Origin of the sequence: uncultured Psychrobacter sp. (assembly GCF_947495825.1) — a bacterium.
Lineage (GTDB): Bacteria > Pseudomonadota > Gammaproteobacteria > Pseudomonadales > Moraxellaceae > Psychrobacter.
Genome location: NZ_CANMAH010000013.1, coordinates 21,852 through 40,263, shown reverse-complemented (window position 1 = coordinate 40,263; position 18,412 = coordinate 21,852). Strand labels below are relative to the sequence as shown.

The following is an 18,412-nucleotide window of genomic DNA, read 5'->3' as shown; positions in this document are numbered from 1 at the left end:
CTTTGTCTACTGCACTATCACGTTCTGCCTGCTGCTCGGGGGTCTCAGGTTTTTCTGACGTTATTTTTTTTATAAAGTTAAACATAGCTGCTATTACCGCCTATAAAAGTGGGTGGACATGGTAAAAAACTCAGTTAATACTGCCGTAGATGTGGCAAATCATATAGTCCATGAGCTTTTTAGCCAAACCTTTTATCGTGACAGTGTAGCTCAATTACAAGTATAAAAAAATCACAACGCTAATAGAACGAAGCCTTGAGCGGTTCATCTATCTTGCCATTTGCTTCCAATAATTGGTAACGATGTTTGTAGTATCTGTGCTTACCTTGCTAAATAGCTAAAAATTGCGCAGCAATAAATAGATAAATCAGTACGCCTGAAGCATCACATACTGAGGTAATCAAGGGCGCACTAGCGGTGGCAGGGTCAAAGCCTAATTTATTAAGCACAAAAGGAAGACTCATACCTATCACGCAGCCAATCATAACTACGGACATCATACTCAGCGCAAGCACCAAAGAGACTACAGCATCGCCGCGCACGTAACCAATAATGGAGATAGCAACTGCCATCGTGGCACCAAGCATAAGCGCAACCAAAGCTTCTCGGGCCAATAGTGAAAACCAGTCACGCATGACTACATCACCAGTCGCTAAAGCACGCACCATCAAGGTTGCAGACTGAGACCCTGCGTTACCACCGCTATCAACCAGTAATGGTAAGAAAAACACCAGTACCAGATTGGCCGCAATGACCTCTTCAAAATTTGAGATGCTCAATCCTGATAGTAAGTTTCCAAATACTAAGAACACCAACCAAAACACACGCTTACGATACAGTACCCGAATGCTAACGTCTTTTAGCTTGCCTACCATAGTCGAGACACCACCTGACTTATGAAAGTCATCAGTGGCTTCGTCACTTGCGACGTCCATCGCATCATCGTGGGTGACAATGCCTACCAAAGCGCCATTGTTATCAATAATTGGCAAAGCAATCAAGTCATAACGTGCGATGGTTTTAGCGACCGTTTCTTGATCGTCATAGACATGGCAAGACACCACAGTACTCATCATTATGTCTGCAATAGCCTGATTAGGTGACGCCAAAATCAACACTCTTAACGACACAACGCCCAACAACTTGCGTTCACCGTCAATCACATAAGCATGATAGATGGTCTCGGCATCAGGCGCTTCCAAACGTAGCGTATCTAAAGCTTCGTTAACCGTCGTTTGGGCCGCTAAAGTTGCATAATCTGACGTCATCAAAGCACCAGCAGTGCGCTCTTCATAAGCTGCTAGTTTACGAATATCTTCACGCTGCGCCTGTGCTAACGCTGGAAGTAAAGCATCACGTTGATCTTGGTTTAGATGTTTATATAAATCAGTGCGTTCATCAGCGGGCATCTCTCCCACCAATATCGCCATAGTATCTCGAGGAAACTCATGCGCCATAGCAACCTGAACATCAGGCTCTAGATAAGAAAAAATGGTAGAACGATTAGATAAGCGCTGTAACAATTGCCAAGCAAGCTTAGACTCCATAAGTGCAAGCACATCAGCGATATCGATAGGTCGCAAGTCCTGCACCTGAAGCACCGCTTGTCTAAACTGCTGTTGTTCAGCAGCCATACTCAATGATAATGCCAAGGCTTCATGGTTCATACCTTTACTCCGTGCAACCTAAGTTGATAACAGCACTAATAAAAAAAGAGCCAATTTAATTGGCTCTATATCATACAAACAAGATGCTAGTCGATTGATCTGTTATTAGCAAGTGAACAAATACACCACCAATTAAACCCGTTAGTTCATAAACCAGCCATGACTGGCAACGATGGATTGTCCCGTAAATACATTGCTCGGGAACGCTGCTAAAAATAGCGCTAACTGAGCAATATCGTCGACAGTAGTAAACTCTTTATCGACTGTATTGACCAGCATAATATCGTTAACGACTTCCTCTTCACTGATACCTTTTTCAGCCGCTTGCTCAGGGATTTGTTTTTCTACCAACGGTGTTTTGACAAATCCTGGACAAACCACGTGCGAGCGTACGTTATGAGCTGCGCCTTCTTTAGCTAGCACACGACATAGCCCTAGTAGCCCATGCTTTGCAGTCACATAGGGCGCTTTGTAAAGTGAGGCTTCGTGCGAGTGTACTGAGCCCATATAAATGACTGTACCACCTTTATCGTCTTTATACATATGTTGTACAGCAGCTTTGGTAGTCAAAAAGGCCCCGTCCAAATGAATGGCCAGCATTTTTTTCCAATCATCAAACGCCATTTTACTGATCGGATCAATGATCTGAATACCGGCATTAGAGACGAGAATATCAATACCACCAAAGGTATCGACTAGCTGTTGTACGCCATCATTTACGGCACCTTCTGAGGTAACATCCATAGCAATCGCAAGAGCACGTCCGCCAGCCGCTTCGATGGCATCAACCGTTTGCTGCGCCGCTTCAAGATTAATGTCTGCAATACCAACCGCGGCCCCTGCTTTGGCGTAAGTCTCAGCGATATCGCGTCCAATACCACTTGCAGAGCCTGTGACCAACGCCACTTTACCTGTCAGATCTTGCTGTAATTCGGTCGCCATATTCTATATTCCTTTATCAAATAGCTTATTTGAAAGCCTGTGCTAGATATATTTATGCACCATAATTACTGAGTAATACTCACTGGCGTCTTTTCTTGCAGCTCATCAAAGCTCACACCGTCTGCTAGTTCGACCAGCTTCAAGCCGTTATCCGTGACATCTAATACCGCAAGCTCGGTAATAATACGATCCACTACTCCTTTACCGGTTAATGGCAGCTCGCAATTGGCAAGGATTTTTGGATCGCCATGTTTGTTCACTTGTTCCATCAGTACAATCACACGCTGCACGCCAGCGACCAAATCCATGGCACCGCCCATGCCTTTAACCATTTTTTTAGGAATCATCCAATTAGCAAGATCGCCCTGCTCTGAGACTTCCATCGCGCCCAATATTGCCAGATTGACATGACCGCCACGAATCATGGCAAATGACTCTGAACTACCAAAATAACTGGCACCCGGCTCTGCGGTTACTGTTTGTTTACCAGCATTAATCAAGTCAGCATCGACATTTTCAGCAGTTGGAAACTCACCAATACCTAATAGGCCGTTTTCTGATTGTAGCCAAACGTCCATACCTTCAGGAATATAGTTGGCTACTAGGGTTGGCAGACCAATCCCTAAGTTCACATAGTAACCATCTTGTAATTCTTTTGCAGCACGCTGCGCCATCTGTTCTCTTGTCCATGCCATGTTACTTTCCTTATTTTTTACGATATTCTATTATTGATTTTATCTTTTAAAAAATTTTTATCTAAGCGCCTTCAACTGCCTTAGTGGTCGTTTTCTCGATACGCTTTTCAGGATTGCTATTCAATACAATACGCTGCACATAGATACCAGGTAGGTGGACTTCATTAGGGTCAAGCGCGCCCGTCTCCACGATTTCTTCGACTTCAACAATCGTAATCTTGCCAGCCATAGCACAGTCTGGATTAAAGTTACGAGCGGTTTTGTTAAATATTAAGTTGCCTGACTTATCTGCTTTTTGTGCTTTAATTAGCGCTACATCAGCACGCAATGTATGCTCAAGTACATATGTGCGACCATCAAAATCACGCGTCTCTTTACCTTCTGCGACGAGTGTACCGACACCAGTAGCAGTATAGAACGCAGGAATACCCGCGCCGCCTGAACGTAGCTTTTCAGCCAATGTACCTTGCGGGGTCAGCTCAACTTCTAATTCGCCTGCTAAGTACTGACGCTCAAACTCCTTATTTTCACCGACATAGGACGAGATCATCTTTTTGATTTGACGAGTTTGCAATAGCAATCCTAAGCCAAAGTCATCAACGCCTGCATTGTTGCTAATGCAGGTTAAATCCTTAACTCCGCTATCACGCAGTGCTTCGATTAGCACTTCTGGAATACCGCACAGACCGAAACCGCCGATAGCAAGAGTTTGCTCATCATCCACGACACCTTTTAATGCTTCTTCTGCACTACTATATACTTTTGATTGACTCATGGTTATCTCCTATGTTTATTATTTAAATAATCTATATTCATTACGCATCCGTTCTATTGTTACTTTTAACTGATTGCACTAAGTTTGTTATTTTTTACCTTTTATACGTGTTTACACACCACTTTCGTTATACCACCAACCAAAATACACCCATAATAATTGCCCCTGATACGGCAAGCACTATGAGGCAATAACCCATGATAGCTCGAGCATCTAGGCCAGCAATACCCAATAATGGTAATGCCCAAAATGGTTGAATCATATTGGTCCATGCATCGCCCCAAGCTACCGCCATCGCTGTTACTGCTGGTTTGACACCAAGCTCAACGCCAGCAGGTATCATGACAGGCCCTTGCACAGCAAACTGACCGCCGCCCGATGGCACAAAGACGTTAACTAAGCCTGCGCTTAAAAATGCAAAGATAGGAAAGCTGTCTGCCGACGCCGAATTGACAAAGAATTCGGTCACTTGCGTACTAATAGAGATACCATCAGCATTTGCTCCCGTCATGATCCCCATGATGCCACCGTAAAACGGAAACAATAATACAATCCCGGTGATACCGCCTATACCTGAGTTTACTGCACGATAGTAACGCTCAAGCGTGCCATGCGATAACAAGCCGACAAACAAGAATAACCCAATAACTATATTGAGTCCTAAGTTAAAACCGTTGCTGCCAAACTCACTGATATAGTACATCAAAGCCAATGCTAGCAGAACCATAGCGACTATACGGCTGTCATCTAATATTTGTGCTGGGGTATCTCTACGAGGCGATACATAAGCTTCTTTTTTAATAAGCTTGGGGTCGATAACAGTAGGATTTTTTGGGTGCATAAAACGGTTTAACAGAGGTAATATTACAACTAACAAACCAACAATAAGCAAATTATAACCAGCAAATACTGTCTGTGATAAAGGCACCGCTTCGGTCATGACATTGCCCGATAGCGTGAGTAAAGTATCACCGCCTGAGCTTAGTGTTAGCGGTATCGATCCTGAAAAGCCGCCATGCCAGATAACGAACCCTGAATATGCTGCGGCTACCAATAAAGGATAATCAACGTTAGCGACTTTTTTGGCAAGTGACTTGGCGAAAATAGCACCAATAATGAGACCAAATCCCCAATTTATCCATGAACCAACCAAACCCACTAAGGTCGATACTATGATAGCGGTCGAGGGAGAATGAATACGGCTGGCAATATTATCCAGTAAACGCTGAATAAAGGGCGCACTAGCGAACGCATAGCCTGTCACTAATATAAGCGCCATTTGCATGGCAAAGCTATGTAGCGACCATAATCCATTGCCCCAATGTCCAGCCATAGCGATCATATCCTGACCAGTAACAGCAAGACCAACCACAAAGGCAATGAGCGTTAAAATAATTGAGAATACGAACGGGGATGGCAGATAACGGTTGACCAGTTGTACGCTGGCATTGGTTATGGCATTAAACATATCCACATTCCTTGTCGATTCAATGTTTGTTATTTGAGTCTTTTGTCAGTAAAATTTTGCTTAGCAAAAGCACGTCACAAATATGATAGCTTATCTGCATTGCCAAATATACAGAATTTCCAAATATGCAAATATTTATATTAATACGTTTTATATCGATATATCATATATAAATAACTTAACATATTATTCTTGCAGCGACTAGATAATAACGTTAAGAGTGTACCAGTCAGCATAGTAGCTCAGTATATGGTGGGCTAATACTTTATCAATGTAGATTTATGTTTAATATAAGATTATGTATTGCTTATTTTGATTAATTTTATTGACCTACATCAATATGCCCTGCATAATCGCTGACTGAATTTTGCCAAGGAGGGCGGTCATGTTTAGCACATTTGCCATCATTATTACTTTATTTTTATTAATGTTTTTTGCTTATCGCGGTTATTCAGTGCTTATCCTAGCACCGATTATGGCGACGTTAGCGGTTTTTTTATCAGGTGATTTTTTAAGCAGTATTCCCGCTTATACCGATGTGTTTATGGGTGCACTAAGTGGTTTTTTGCTTAAATTCTTTCCTATCTTCTTATTAGGTGCGCTGTTTGGACGGTTGATGGCAGACTCTGGCGCAGCGACAGCGATTGCCAATACCGTGGTCGAAAAGCTCGGTGCCAGTAAAGCCATTTTGGCCGTTATTTTGGTTTGTGCCATTTTAACTTACGGTGGCGTCTCGTTATTCGTCGTAGCGTTTGCCATTTATCCAATCGCAAAAGACTTATTCAAAGCCGCTGATATTCCTAAACGTTTGATTCCGGCAGCGATTGCATTGGGCTCATTCACTTTCACCATGACAGCATTACCAGGCACGCCTGCCATTCAAAATGCCATTCCGATTCCTTATTATAATACCAACGTCTTTGCAGCGCCTATCTTAGGTATTATCGGCGGTACGATCATGTTCATTGGTGGGTGGTTGTGGTTGCAGTCGCGGGCTAGTAAGGCCAATGCTGCAGGTGAAGGCTACGGTCAGCATGATGATGACGTGGGTGTCGGCGGTATCGATGCTAAAAAAGAGCCTGCAGGTGACACGACAAACAATACTGCACAAAACAACATCGCTAAAAGTAATTTAGCAACGTCAAGCGCTATGCAGAACACGCACCAAACCTCATTTGCCATCGCTATGATTCCGCTGGTATTGGTCATTGCTTTAAACGCATTACTTACTTATGCTGTTTTTCCGTCATTAGACTTTAGCGGCTTGCAAGCTCAGTTCCCAGACTTAAATATCGATGGTTCACTTGGCCTTTGGTCAATTATTATCTCGTTAGTCGTAGCCTGTATAGTATTGATTGTACTGCGTATCGGTCATTGGAATAACCTACAAAAAACCATCAACCGTGGTACTTATGATTCGATGTTACCGATTTTTAATACCGCATCAGAAGTTGGCTACGGTGCGGTGATTGCATCATTGGCAGGTTTTCTTATCATTCGTGACAATATCTTAAATCTAAGCCCTGATAATCCGCTTATCTCAGAAGCCGTGGCCATGACCACGCTTGCTGGTATTACAGGTTCATCATCTGGTGGTTTGAGTATCGCCCTATCGACGCTCGGTGACGATTATTTAAGAATGGCGGTAGAAGCTGGAATTGATCCAGAGCTTATGCACCGTGTGGCGGTTATGGCAGCAGGTGGTCTTGATACGTTACCCCATAGTGGCGCTGTCATCACGTTATTTGCTATTTGCGGCTTGACCCATAAACAATCATACCTAAACCTTGCGATGGTCACCATGGTGATTCCGCTCATTGCTGTCACCTCTATCATTATCTTAGGTACGATGTTTGGTTCTTTCTAAACAAATCTACATTACTGTGTGCATAAAAACCCACTTCGTACTTTACTTGGTGGGTTTTTTAACGTGATTAATTACCGAGGATTGTCACAAATTTGGTCGAATTACGGTATCATAGGCACACTTTTTAAATTTTTCCTTTTTTTAACAGCTTTACCGTTGATAACATCACATCCGCTCGCCATAAATAGCGTGCGATGACGATAACTAACCCGTTTATATAAAAATATAGGTGATAAAAGTGCGTGAGATTTTAGTAACCAGTGCGCTGCCCTACGCCAATGGCTATATCCATTTGGGGCATCTTGTAGAATATATTCAAACCGACATTTGGGTACGTGCGATGAAGGCACAAGGCCATCAGGTTACGTATGTCTGCGCGGATGACGCACATGGTACGGCAATCATGCTAAAAGCTGAAGCCAATGGCATCACGCCAGAGGAGCAGATTGCCTCAGTTAAAGCCTCACATGAAGCGGACTTTGCAAAGTTTTTGATTAACTTTGACAATTATCACACCACTCATTCAGAAGAAAACAAACATTTCTCTGAGCTGATTTATCGCCGTCTTAATAGCGCAGGCCATATCAGTACAAAAGACGTTGAACAGTTATTTGATCCTGAAAAGCAATTATTTTTGGCCGATCGATTTGTCAAAGGAGATTGCCCTGAGTGCGGTGCGCTGGATCAATATGGTGATAACTGTGAAGTATGCGGCACAACTTATGACGCGACAGACCTCAAAAATCCATACTCGACGTTGTCTGATGCCACGCCTGTGCTAAAAACCTCGAAACATTATTTCTTTGACTTGCCAGAATTTGAGCAGTTCTTAAAAGATTGGACGCGTAGTGATAATCGCTTGCAAGTATCGGTCGCCAATAAACTCCAAGAATGGTTTGAAGCTGGACTTGCCAGTTGGGATATCTCACGTGATGCACCCTACTTTGGTTTCCAAATCCCAGATACCCCAAGCGACGAGCCAGACAAATACTTTTATGTATGGCTAGATGCGCCAGTCGGCTACATGGCGAGCTTTAAAAACCTATGCGATAAGCGTAAAGGTACAGATCAGGCACTTGATTTTGATCGTTACTGGGCGCAAGAAAACGAGCACAAAACAGAAGTTTATCACTTCATCGGCAAGGACATCGTGTACTTCCATGCGTTATTTTGGCCAGCCATGCTAGCAGGCAGTGAGCTGCGTACGCCAACTGGTGTCTTTGCCCACGGCTTCTTGATGGTCAATGGCGAAAAAATGAGTAAGTCGCGTGGCACTTTTATTAAGGCTGAGACTTATGCGGAGCACTTGCATCCTGAGTACTTGCGCTATTATTTCGCCAGTAAGCTGTCGGATAAAGTCGAGGACATTAACCTAGATTTAGAAGACTTTATGCAAAAGGTCAACTCTGATTTGGTGGGTAAAGTGGTCAATATTGCCAGTCGTAGTGCTGGTTTTATCGTTAAAAAGTATGATGGCATGCTCTCAGAGGTCTGCGCTGAGCCTGAGTTGTTAGAAGACATCACCAAAACCGGTGATGAAATAGCTGCCGCTTATGAGAATCGTGAGTTCTCCCGCGCCATGCGCCTTATCATGCAGTGCGCGGACAAGGCCAATGAGTATATTGACGAGAAGAAACCTTGGTCGCTTGCCAAACTCGAGGGCACTGAGCAAGAAGTTCAAGACGTCTGCTCAGTGGCGATTAATATTTTCCGTCAATTGATGGTCTATCTTGCGCCAGTATTGCCTGAGCTGACCGCCAACGCTAAAACGTTTTTGAATATTGAAGACTTAAGCTTTGCCAGCCGTAACCAGTGGCTACTGGGTCATAAAATCAATAAATTCAAGCCACTCATGCAGCGCATCGAAGAAAAAGATATTGAGGCGATGGTTGAGGCATCAAAAGAATCTTTGGCTCAATCTACCACGCCAACTGCTAACGATACAGATGCAGACAGTAACAGCAAAACAGACAAAAACACGCAGGCAGCCAAGACTGATACTGAGCAAACAGATTATATCGGCATCGAAGACTTTGCCAAAGTTGAGATGAAAGTGGCGCATGTTTTAGAATGCAACCACGTCGAAGGCGCGGACAAGTTACTGCAATTTACTTTAGATGTCGGTGAAGACAAACCGCGCAATGTATTTAGCGGCATTCGTAAGTTTTATGAGCCTGAGCAACTGGCTGATAAAAAGGTGATTTGTGTGACCAATCTTGCACCGCGAAAGATGAAATTTGGTGTCTCAGAAGGTATGGTGTTATCGACTGGCGATCCAAAAACTGGGCTAACGGTTGTTACCTTGCCTGATGACTGTGTCGTTGGTGATACCTTAGCGTAAGCTTCGAGTACAATGTCAGATAAAAAAAAGATGTCACTATTGGCATCTTTTTTTATGGCCTTTTTATAGTATAGCGACTAAAAACCGCTTTATATTGCTTTATAAAGGTGCCACAGCATTGTTTAATAACACCTATGACGGATGCGCTTTAATTTTTTATTGCGCTAACTTACATTACTGTCATAATATGAACATAACGATCGACGGAACGATTGCTCTGTTTAGCCTGCTATCTTGACATCAATATAGCATCGAACTGGCTAACTTGCATTTTTTAATAATATTTTAAAGATCAAATATAACGAAGACGAGTGCAAGCACTACTACAGTTAGGCTTGATGAATCTGGTTTTTGGAATTGATACAACTTATGAGTTAATCTAATAATGACTATTGCTTCTACCTTACGCTTAAGCCTATATGGTGCTGCTATCAGCACTGCCCTTGGATTAATGGGCTGCTCAAACTCCACTGATACTGCAACAACGACCAATGAAAGCCCAGCAACTGATGCTGACAAGCCTGCCAAGACATTAGCCATCACTCAAATCGTCGAACACCCATCACTAGATGAGATGCGTCGCGGCATTATCGATGAGTTGGCAGATAACGGTTATGTCGAAGGCCAAAACTTAACGGTTAACTTCCAAAGCGCACAGGGTAATACGGCGACAGCAGGACAGATTGCTAAGCAATTTGCAGGCGACAACCCAGATGCCATCGTAGCCATTTCAACGCCATCTGCTCAGTCAATCGTCGCGTCAACCAAAACCGTTCCAGTTGTTTATACTGCCATCTCAGACCCTGTTGCAGCCAAACTTCTCGATGACAATGGCGTCCCGATTCAAACCAATGTGACAGGCCTATCTAGCCAATTGCCTATAGAGCCGCAGTTAGAAAACATTCAAAAAATTGCTCCTAATGCAAAAACCATTGGCTACGTCTATAGCCCAGGTGAGGTCAACTCTGTAGTCGTGCTTAATCAGCTCAAAGAGGCTGCACCAGCACGTGGACTCAAAATACTAGATGTAACAGCCAATCGTCCAACTGACGTTGCCATGGCGACACGTAGTCTTGCTGGCCGCGCTGACGTCATTTATACTTCATTAGATAACAATGTCGTGTCTGCATTTGAGGCAATGGCAGGCGCAGCGAACGAGCTTGACATCCCAATTATTGCTTCAGATGAGTTTAGTGTCAGACGCGGTGCGACAGCGGCACTTGGGGTAAACGATTATGATTTTGGCCGTACTACTGGCAAAATGGTTTATCGAGTATTAAATGGCGAAGCGGTCGATACTATTAAGCCTGAGGTTATGAACACCTTAACCTTATATGCAAGTCCAAAGCATGCAGCTGAGCAAGGAGTGAGCTTATCAGCAGATTTACTCAAAAACGCCATCAACACTGATACTGATGTCGATACCAAATAAAAAGTAGTAAGATAACAATCAGCACGTCAATTATTTATATAGTGTACGGACACACTATTATTTTAGGAGTGAGACCCATGTTTTATCAAAACCGTTTTGGTCATTTTAATTTTAGTAAAGCCTTGTTGTTGGGCGGTATGTGTACTGCTATCTTGACCGGCTGTAACCAATCAGCACAAGATACTAGTGCGACTGATGGTACTGCTACTGGCGACGACGCTACCGCAATGAAGACTGTCGCTATTACCGCCATTGTCGAGCACCCAGCGCTTGATGATGTACGTAAAGGTGTCATCGACGAGTTAAATGACGCAGGTTTTAAAGACGGTGAGAACTTAGAGGTCAACTTCCAAAGCGCACAGGGCAATACAGCAACAGCAGGACAGATTGCTAAGCAGTTTGTCGCAGACGAGCCGGATGTCATCGTCGCTATTGCAACCCCATCTGCTCAGTCTGTTGCAGCCTCTACCAGCAGTATCCCAATGGTATTTTCAGCAGTGACTGACCCTGTAGCAGCCAAGCTAGTGTCTAAGCTTGATGGCTCTGGCACTAACGTCACAGGTGCATCAGATGCCCTACCCTATGAGCCACAAATTGACTTAATGCGCCAGATTATACCGGACCTTAAAGACGTCGGTTACGTCTATAGTCCAGGTGAAGTCAATTCGACCATCATTTTGAAAAACTTAAAAGAAAAATTGACGCCGCTTGGTATCAATGTGCATGAAGCGCCAGCTCAGCGTAGTAACGATATTGCGATGGCAGCACGTAGTCTTGAGGGTAAGGTCGATACGATCTATACCTCAACCGATAACAATGTAGTATCAGCTTACGAGTCATTATACCAAATCGCGAAAGAGAGTAAGATTCCACTAATTGCTTCAGATACCAGCTCAGTTGAGCGCGGTGCTGTTGCAGCTTTGGGCGTAAATTATTACGATCTTGGCCGCGAGACTGGTAAAATTGTAGTACGTATCTTAAATGGTGAAGAAGCAGGCGCTATTCCGGTATATACACCGCAAATGCTTGATTTGTATGTCAGTCCAACACATGCAGAAGAGCAAGGTATTACCTTATCACAAGCAGTTATCGACCAAGCAAAAGAAGTGGTAGAATAGCGCACCTTTGTAGTCTGCCTAAAATTAAAACCCTAAAACAGACGGTAATAACGAGCATAATGAATAATGCAAATTATCGTCTGCTTTGATGTTCAATTGCGACATGTTTTGATTTACCCTAACCGCAGATTGCTTAATCTGTTAAATTCACCACTTAGACGTTTAACGAATATTAACTCCTACGTTGATGGGACAGATAGTACTGGCATACGCCATGATCCTATACATTCATCATTAGAATACATTTCGTTAAACGCTTGGTTATGACTTACTGATCTCTTATGTCTTTAATCGCTTTTTTTGGTGCGCTTGAAAGTGGTCTGATTTACGGCCTTGTAGCACTTGGTGTGCTAATCTCGTTTCGTACCCTCGATTTTCCTGACTTAACCGCTGATGGAAGTTTTCCGTTAGGTGGCGCGGTCGCTGGTATCTCCATCGTCGCTGGTATTAATCCGTGGCTGGCATGTGTTTTTGGTATGCTGGCAGGGTCAGTCGCTGGTATCGTCACTGCATGGTTGCATGTCAAGCTAGGTATTTTACAGCTACTTGCTAGTATTTTGGTCATGGTTGCTCTGTATTCTGTCAACCTGCGTATTATGGGCGCACCAAATCTACCACTGCTTGGCGAAACCACCGTATTTAGCTCATTAGTTACTGATGGCAACGGTTATTGGATGCGCTGTTTAATCATCGGCGTGGTCATCTTGGTTGCCAAGTTACTGTTAGATTGGTTTTATAGCACCGAAACTGGTTTGTCCATGCGGGCGACTGGCTCCAACCTTCGTATGGCACAAGCACAAGGTATCAACACATCGTGGATGACTATTATCGGTATGGCAATCTCTAATGGTTTGATCGCTTTGGCCGGAGCACTGTTTGTACAGACGCAAGGCGGTGCAGATATCTCTATCGGTATCGGTACTATTGTCATTGGTCTAGCAGCAGTTATTATTGGTGAGACTATTATTCCTGCCAAACGCATTTGGCTCATTACCTTTGCTGTAATCGTCGGCGCAGTATTATATAAGCTGTTCATTCAGGTTGCATTGTCGAGTGATACACTGCGTAGTATTGGCTTTGGTCCACAAGATTTGAACTTAATTACCGCTCTACTCGTCGTATTGGCTTTAGTATTGCCAAAAGCCAAAACTAAGTTTTTATCTCGTAGAGTTCGCGCTTAATGCTGCCTAAGATAGCCATACAAGCTTGAAGAAGCTTTTAGCTTAAAGAGATAATAAGGAACCACGATTATGATGCAAGCCACAGATTTACGGTTAACTTTTAACCCAGGCACGCCTATCGAAAACCCTGCCCTACGCGGTATTGATTTAAACATCGCTGATGGCGAGTTTGTCACGGTTATCGGTACCAATGGTGCTGGTAAATCAACTTTTTTGAATGCAGTCAGTGGTACTACACGAGTTGATAGTGGCTCAATACTATTAAATGGCATTGACGTCACCAAAAAAACCGCTCATCAGCGCGCTCATTGGGTTGCTCGCGTGTTCCAAGATCCGATGGCGGGTACTTGTGAGGCCTTAACTATCGAAGAGAATATGGCGCTCGCCTATAAACGCGGCGGTAAACGTGGATTAAATTTTGCTTTGAATCAAAGCAACCGTGACTTGTTCCGAGAAAAGCTGTCAGTCTTAAAATTAGGGCTAGAGAACCGTCTAACTGACCGTATGGGACTGCTATCAGGTGGACAACGTCAGGCAGTTAGTCTGCTAATGGCCTCGTTACAGCCTTCTAAGATTTTATTGTTAGATGAGCACACCGCTGCCCTTGACCCTAAGACGGCTGCTTTTGTGTTAGAGCTGACTGATAAGATTGTGACAGACAATAATCTCACCACTATGATGGTCACCCACTCCATGCAGCAGGCTTTAGCGCATGGTACGCGTACCGTTATGCTACACCAAGGACAAGTGGTCTTAGATGTTGCAGGCGATATTCGTCGCGGCATGACCGTCCATGATCTTCTCGATATGTTTGAGCAAACGCGCGGTGAGAAAGTCGAAGACGACAGCTTGATTTTGAGCTAAGCAATTTGATTAAGTTGCCATAATTATAAATTTAAGAGACGCCTGTTTAATAGCAGGCGTTTTTTATTGGCTTAAAGATCTCAAGTCTTAATTGTATTTTAAGTTTCAACACGCTCATCTTTTTATAGTGAATTCAGTATAAAAACGATACAGTGGGACTGGGATAAATTTTACGCAGCATCGAGCAGCGCAGGCGCAGCACGCCAAAAAAATTTATACCAGTTCCGCGTTGAAATATAATGCATCTGTTTTATGTAGAATCGACTATATAAGTTATAAACAATTTATTAATAACTACTCAAATACATGCTTCTTAAAGGTTTTTTGTTATCTATAGTTAATGCTCCTACAAAATTTTCGCTAGCCATTATATAGTTGTTACATAAAGCTTATCTGCTGCCATTTATCATGAGGTTTGTCATGCGCAAAATTCCTGTCTACTCTCACCCTGCTGCTGGTTGGCCAGCACTCGTTGCCTCCACTCGTAAGCTTATGGATTATAAAGCCTTTACGCGTGGTAGCTTAAGTGTCCTAAAAAGCAATCAGCCCAAGACGGGTTTTGATTGTCCAGGCTGCGCATGGCCTGATCATAAGTCTCATAAAACCCTTGATGTCTGTGAGACTGGTATCAAAGTCATCGCTAGTGAGGCTATGTCTACTAAAGCAGATGCCACATTCTTTGAAAAACATACAGTCAAAGAGCTGCAGAAATGGAACGGCTATGAGATTGAGCATAGTGGTCGTTTATCAGAGCCGCTTCGGTATGATGCAGCACAGGACCGCTATGTGCCTATCTCTTGGCAAGCCGCTTATGAGATTATCGCAAAAGAGTTGAATAAACTTGACTCGCCAGATGACGCTTTGTTTTATACCTCAGGGCGAGTAACGAACGAGCCTGCCTTTATGTATCAGCTGTTTGTACGCTGTTTTGGCACCAATAACTTGCCTGATTGCTCCAATATGTGTCATGAACCCACATCCGTTATGCTGGGTAAGCAGTTGGGCGTTGGTAAAGCTACGGTCATGTTAGAAGATTTTGAAAAGGCCAAACTGCTGTTATCCTTTGGACATAATCCAGCCACCAATCATCCACGCATGCTTGAGATGCTGGCGCATGCACATAAAGAAGGCTGCCGAATTATTTCTATCAATCCGATGCGCGAACAAGGGCTAAAGGCTTTTAGAAATCCGCAAAAACCGACGCACATGGCAGCAGGTCAAAGTGATGAGATGATTGATGAAGTCGTGCAAATTCAAATCGGCGGCGATGCAGCTTTATTAACGGGTATGGCTAAATGGCTAGTCGAGCATGACAAAATCAACCACACTTTTATTACAGAACATACCACAGGTTTTGAAGCCTTAAAAGAGTGGCTAACCGAACAAACCTGGGCGGATATTGAACGCGGAAGCGGTATTGTACAAGCAGAGATTGTCAAACTGGCAAAATTGGTTGCCGATAGTCCAGCGACGATATGTACTTGGGGCATGGGCATTACGCAACATGTGCAGGGCGAAGACAATGTGGCTATGATTACCAATTTGCTACTGCTTATGGGCATGATAGGTATTGATGGTGCTGGCGCTTCGCCAATTCGTGGGCACTCTAATGTACAGGGCGATAGAACCATGGGTATTCATGAACGCCCTAAGCAAAAACTTTTAGACAGCCTTGAGCGGGTGTTTGAACGTCCGATGCCGCAAGAAGATGGTTATGACGTTGTCGCTGGGGCAAAAGCTTTAATCGACGGCAAGCTGAAAGCCTTTATGGGTATGGGAGGTAACTTTGCGGTCGCAGCACCAAATACTAGCGCTATTCAACAAGCTCTAGCTAACAACGAATTAAATGTTTTTGTTGCAACCAAACTTAACGGCACCATGCTATATCCTGGTACAAACAATATTATTTTGCCTTGTTTGAGCCGTATTGAGAGTTTGGTGACCGCTAAAGGCGAACAGTTTGCCACCATTGAAGATTCTATGTGTCAGATTGTCGCGACCAAGGGTACTATTAAACCTGTTAGCGATACGTTAAAGTCTGAAGCGCAGATTGTTGCAGATATTGCGACACATGTACTAGGCCCGACAACCAACATAGATTGGCAAGCGATGAGTGAAGACTATGATGTGGTGCGCGATTATGTATCACAGGCTATCGACGGTTTTGAGAACTTTAATCAGCGTATTCGTGATAGCGAGCGCGGTTTTCATCTATATCACCCAGCGCGTCATCGCGTATGGAATACAGATAGTGGTAAGGCTCAAATCGAAGTACCACAATATCCGATTACTTATGTTGCTGAGCAAATGGCCCAAAGTGCTGCGACATCTGAGCAGAAATCGAATTCTTCTCAAAGTGAGCAACAAAAAGTTTGGCAGTTTACCAGTGTGCGCAGTCATGATCAGTTTAATACCATGATCTTTGGCTACAATGATCGTTATCGTCAAACCAACCGCCGTGATGTGCTCTTTATGCATCCTGATGAGATCAGCCGCTTAGGCTGGCAAAAAGGCGATAGCGTTATAGTGACGCGTCAAGACAGTAGCAACCGAGCACGTACTCTTGGGCCACTCATTTTAACTGAGATGGACATCGCGTCCAATGCAGTCGCTGCTTACTATCCTGAGTGTAACGATTTATTCGATTTAGATACTCATGCACCAGAGTCGCATATCCCAGCTTATAAATCATCAACTGTGACTTTAGAGCGCGTAGCTGCCGATAGTCGTGAGCCAAGCAAAGCTGATAGTCGAGCGCAAAACAGTAACGTAGATGGGCTGGTAGCCTCAGCTTGATTTTTACTATACTCATTTTTAATCAGTGTAGTTGATTCAATCTATCAACTACGCTGGCATTATTTTATAGCGCCTGCTTTATAATATGTGATTGGTAGTAAATAACTTTTGACAGGTAATTAGGTAGCAAGTGTTTAGGAACGATAGTAAAAACGAGGACTAAACTAGGTTAAAAATAAATTCTATGATAACTGAGCATACTAAAGCGTTAGTAGATAATCTATCTAAAACTGATACATCATCTGCTTCGGTATCTAATGTAGCCACCGATATAGTCAATAAAGCACAATCACCTGCTCTAACTGACGATTTATCATCGCCCTCAGTGACGCCACTTGCCCGCACTCATTTGGCGCAAAAGCACTATTACCCATCAAATCATTATGACTCTCATCATTCTCTTATCGAAAGTAAACCTGCAAGCTTGGCGGTAGAGGCTGCCGTTGCTATCGTTATCAACGGTGTGCATTATGCAGTATTGATGGCCAGTCCTTATCAGTTAGAATATTTGGCCGTTGGGTTTTTGTTTAGCGAAGGCTTGATTCAGTATAGTCATGAACTACTTGATTGGGAAGTAACCCAGCTTACCGACATGACCAGCTATGAGAGCTTTATTCAAGGCTCAACCGATAAAAATTCTGGGACAGATATATTTGAACAAAGCTTAGCGCAATTGCAAGACTACGATGTTTATATAGTGGAGCTGGTATTGAATCAGCGTTGTCATCAGCGTATTCAGGCACAAAAGCGTCAGCTAGCGGGCCGTACTGGTTGCGGCATGTGCGGTATTACTGGCCTAACACAAGCATTGCCTGATTTGAGTGCTTATCATCAGGAGATGGAGCATACAAAATCTATAGCTCCGCACCTAAGTTATCTGTTACAAATGCGGCAAAAAATAGATACTATGCAGCACACTCATCAGCTAACAGGTGCCGTACATGCAGCGGCAACAATGCAGGGTGATGACTTATACTTATTTGAAGATGTAGGACGCCATAATGCGCTTGATAAACTTATAGGCTGGCAACTGCGAGACAAAGTAGATGTCGAATGTGTTCTTATGACTTCTCGCTTATCTATTGAGCTCGTACAAAAATCCATCCGTAGCCGTATACCTTGGTTGGTCGGTATGTCTGCCCCTACTAGTACAGCCGTTCGAGTCGCTGAGCGTTATGGCTTAGGTTTGGCTGGTTTTTTACGTGACAATAGAGTGACCTATTACACAGGCATTTAAGGTATACAACAAATATAGTCGTTTATAAA

General features: G+C 43.5%; 13 protein-coding genes. 8 read left to right on the top strand and 5 right to left on the bottom strand.

The genetic code is table 11. The features are described from left to right. Positions 1-329 precede the first annotated feature (329 nt). The 5 genes from mgtE to Q0895_RS12445 form a co-directional block, all read right to left on the bottom strand. The gene (gene mgtE, locus Q0895_RS12465; protein ID WP_299189443.1) at positions 330-1,667 is read right to left on the bottom strand and encodes a magnesium transporter; all 1,338 of its coding nucleotides are present in this window, start codon (positions 1,665-1,667) and stop codon (positions 330-332) included. A gap of 141 nt (positions 1,668-1,808) precedes the next feature. Beyond that, the gene (locus tag Q0895_RS12460) at positions 1,809-2,609 is read right to left on the bottom strand and encodes a 3-hydroxybutyrate dehydrogenase (protein ID WP_299189440.1); all 801 of its coding nucleotides are present in this window, start codon (positions 2,607-2,609) and stop codon (positions 1,809-1,811) included. Positions 2,610-2,674: 65 nt separating this feature from the next. Then, positions 2,675-3,304, bottom strand: coding sequence for a CoA transferase subunit B (locus Q0895_RS12455; protein WP_299189438.1), 630 nt, complete (start codon positions 3,302-3,304; stop codon positions 2,675-2,677). Positions 3,305-3,365: 61 nt separating this feature from the next. Beyond that, entirely contained in the window at positions 3,366-4,079 is a 714-nt protein-coding gene (locus Q0895_RS12450; RefSeq protein WP_299189436.1) for a CoA transferase subunit A, read from the bottom strand. A gap of 127 nt (positions 4,080-4,206) precedes the next feature. Beyond that, positions 4,207-5,547 carry a TIGR00366 family protein gene (locus tag Q0895_RS12445; protein ID WP_299189435.1) on the bottom strand — a complete coding sequence of 447 codons (1,341 nt, stop codon included), beginning with the start codon at positions 5,545-5,547 and terminating at the stop codon, positions 4,207-4,209. A gap of 385 nt (positions 5,548-5,932) precedes the next feature. Here Q0895_RS12445 and Q0895_RS12440 point away from each other — a divergent pair, with 385 nt between their 5' ends. From Q0895_RS12440 to Q0895_RS12405, 8 genes are all read left to right on the top strand, one after another. Next, positions 5,933-7,414 (top strand): GntP family permease, encoded by a 1,482-nt coding sequence (locus Q0895_RS12440; RefSeq protein ID WP_299189433.1) that lies wholly within the window; start codon positions 5,933-5,935, stop codon positions 7,412-7,414. Positions 7,415-7,652: 238 nt separating this feature from the next. Further along, positions 7,653-9,755 (top strand): methionine--tRNA ligase, encoded by a 2,103-nt coding sequence (gene metG, locus Q0895_RS12435; RefSeq protein WP_299189431.1) that lies wholly within the window; start codon positions 7,653-7,655, stop codon positions 9,753-9,755. Between the two features lie 385 nt (positions 9,756-10,140). Next, positions 10,141-11,187, top strand: a complete 1,047-nt coding sequence (locus Q0895_RS12430) for an ABC transporter substrate-binding protein (RefSeq protein ID WP_299189429.1) — start codon at positions 10,141-10,143, stop codon at positions 11,185-11,187. A gap of 77 nt (positions 11,188-11,264) precedes the next feature. Then, positions 11,265-12,305 (top strand): ABC transporter substrate-binding protein, encoded by a 1,041-nt coding sequence (locus Q0895_RS12425; protein WP_299189427.1) that lies wholly within the window; start codon positions 11,265-11,267, stop codon positions 12,303-12,305. A 281-nt stretch (positions 12,306-12,586) separates the two neighbouring features. Further along, a complete protein-coding gene (locus Q0895_RS12420; RefSeq protein WP_299189426.1) occupies positions 12,587-13,486 on the top strand; it encodes an ABC transporter permease in 900 nt (299 codons plus the stop codon). A 69-nt stretch (positions 13,487-13,555) separates the two neighbouring features. Next, positions 13,556-14,350, top strand: coding sequence for an ABC transporter ATP-binding protein (locus Q0895_RS12415; RefSeq protein ID WP_299189425.1), 795 nt, complete (start codon positions 13,556-13,558; stop codon positions 14,348-14,350). Between the two features lie 420 nt (positions 14,351-14,770). Beyond that, the gene (locus Q0895_RS12410) at positions 14,771-17,146 is read left to right on the top strand and encodes an FdhF/YdeP family oxidoreductase (RefSeq protein ID WP_299189423.1); all 2,376 of its coding nucleotides are present in this window, start codon (positions 14,771-14,773) and stop codon (positions 17,144-17,146) included. Between the two features lie 184 nt (positions 17,147-17,330). After that, a complete protein-coding gene (locus tag Q0895_RS12405; protein ID WP_299189420.1) occupies positions 17,331-18,383 on the top strand; it encodes a formate dehydrogenase accessory sulfurtransferase FdhD in 1,053 nt (350 codons plus the stop codon). The last annotated feature ends 29 nt before the right edge of the window (positions 18,384-18,412 follow it).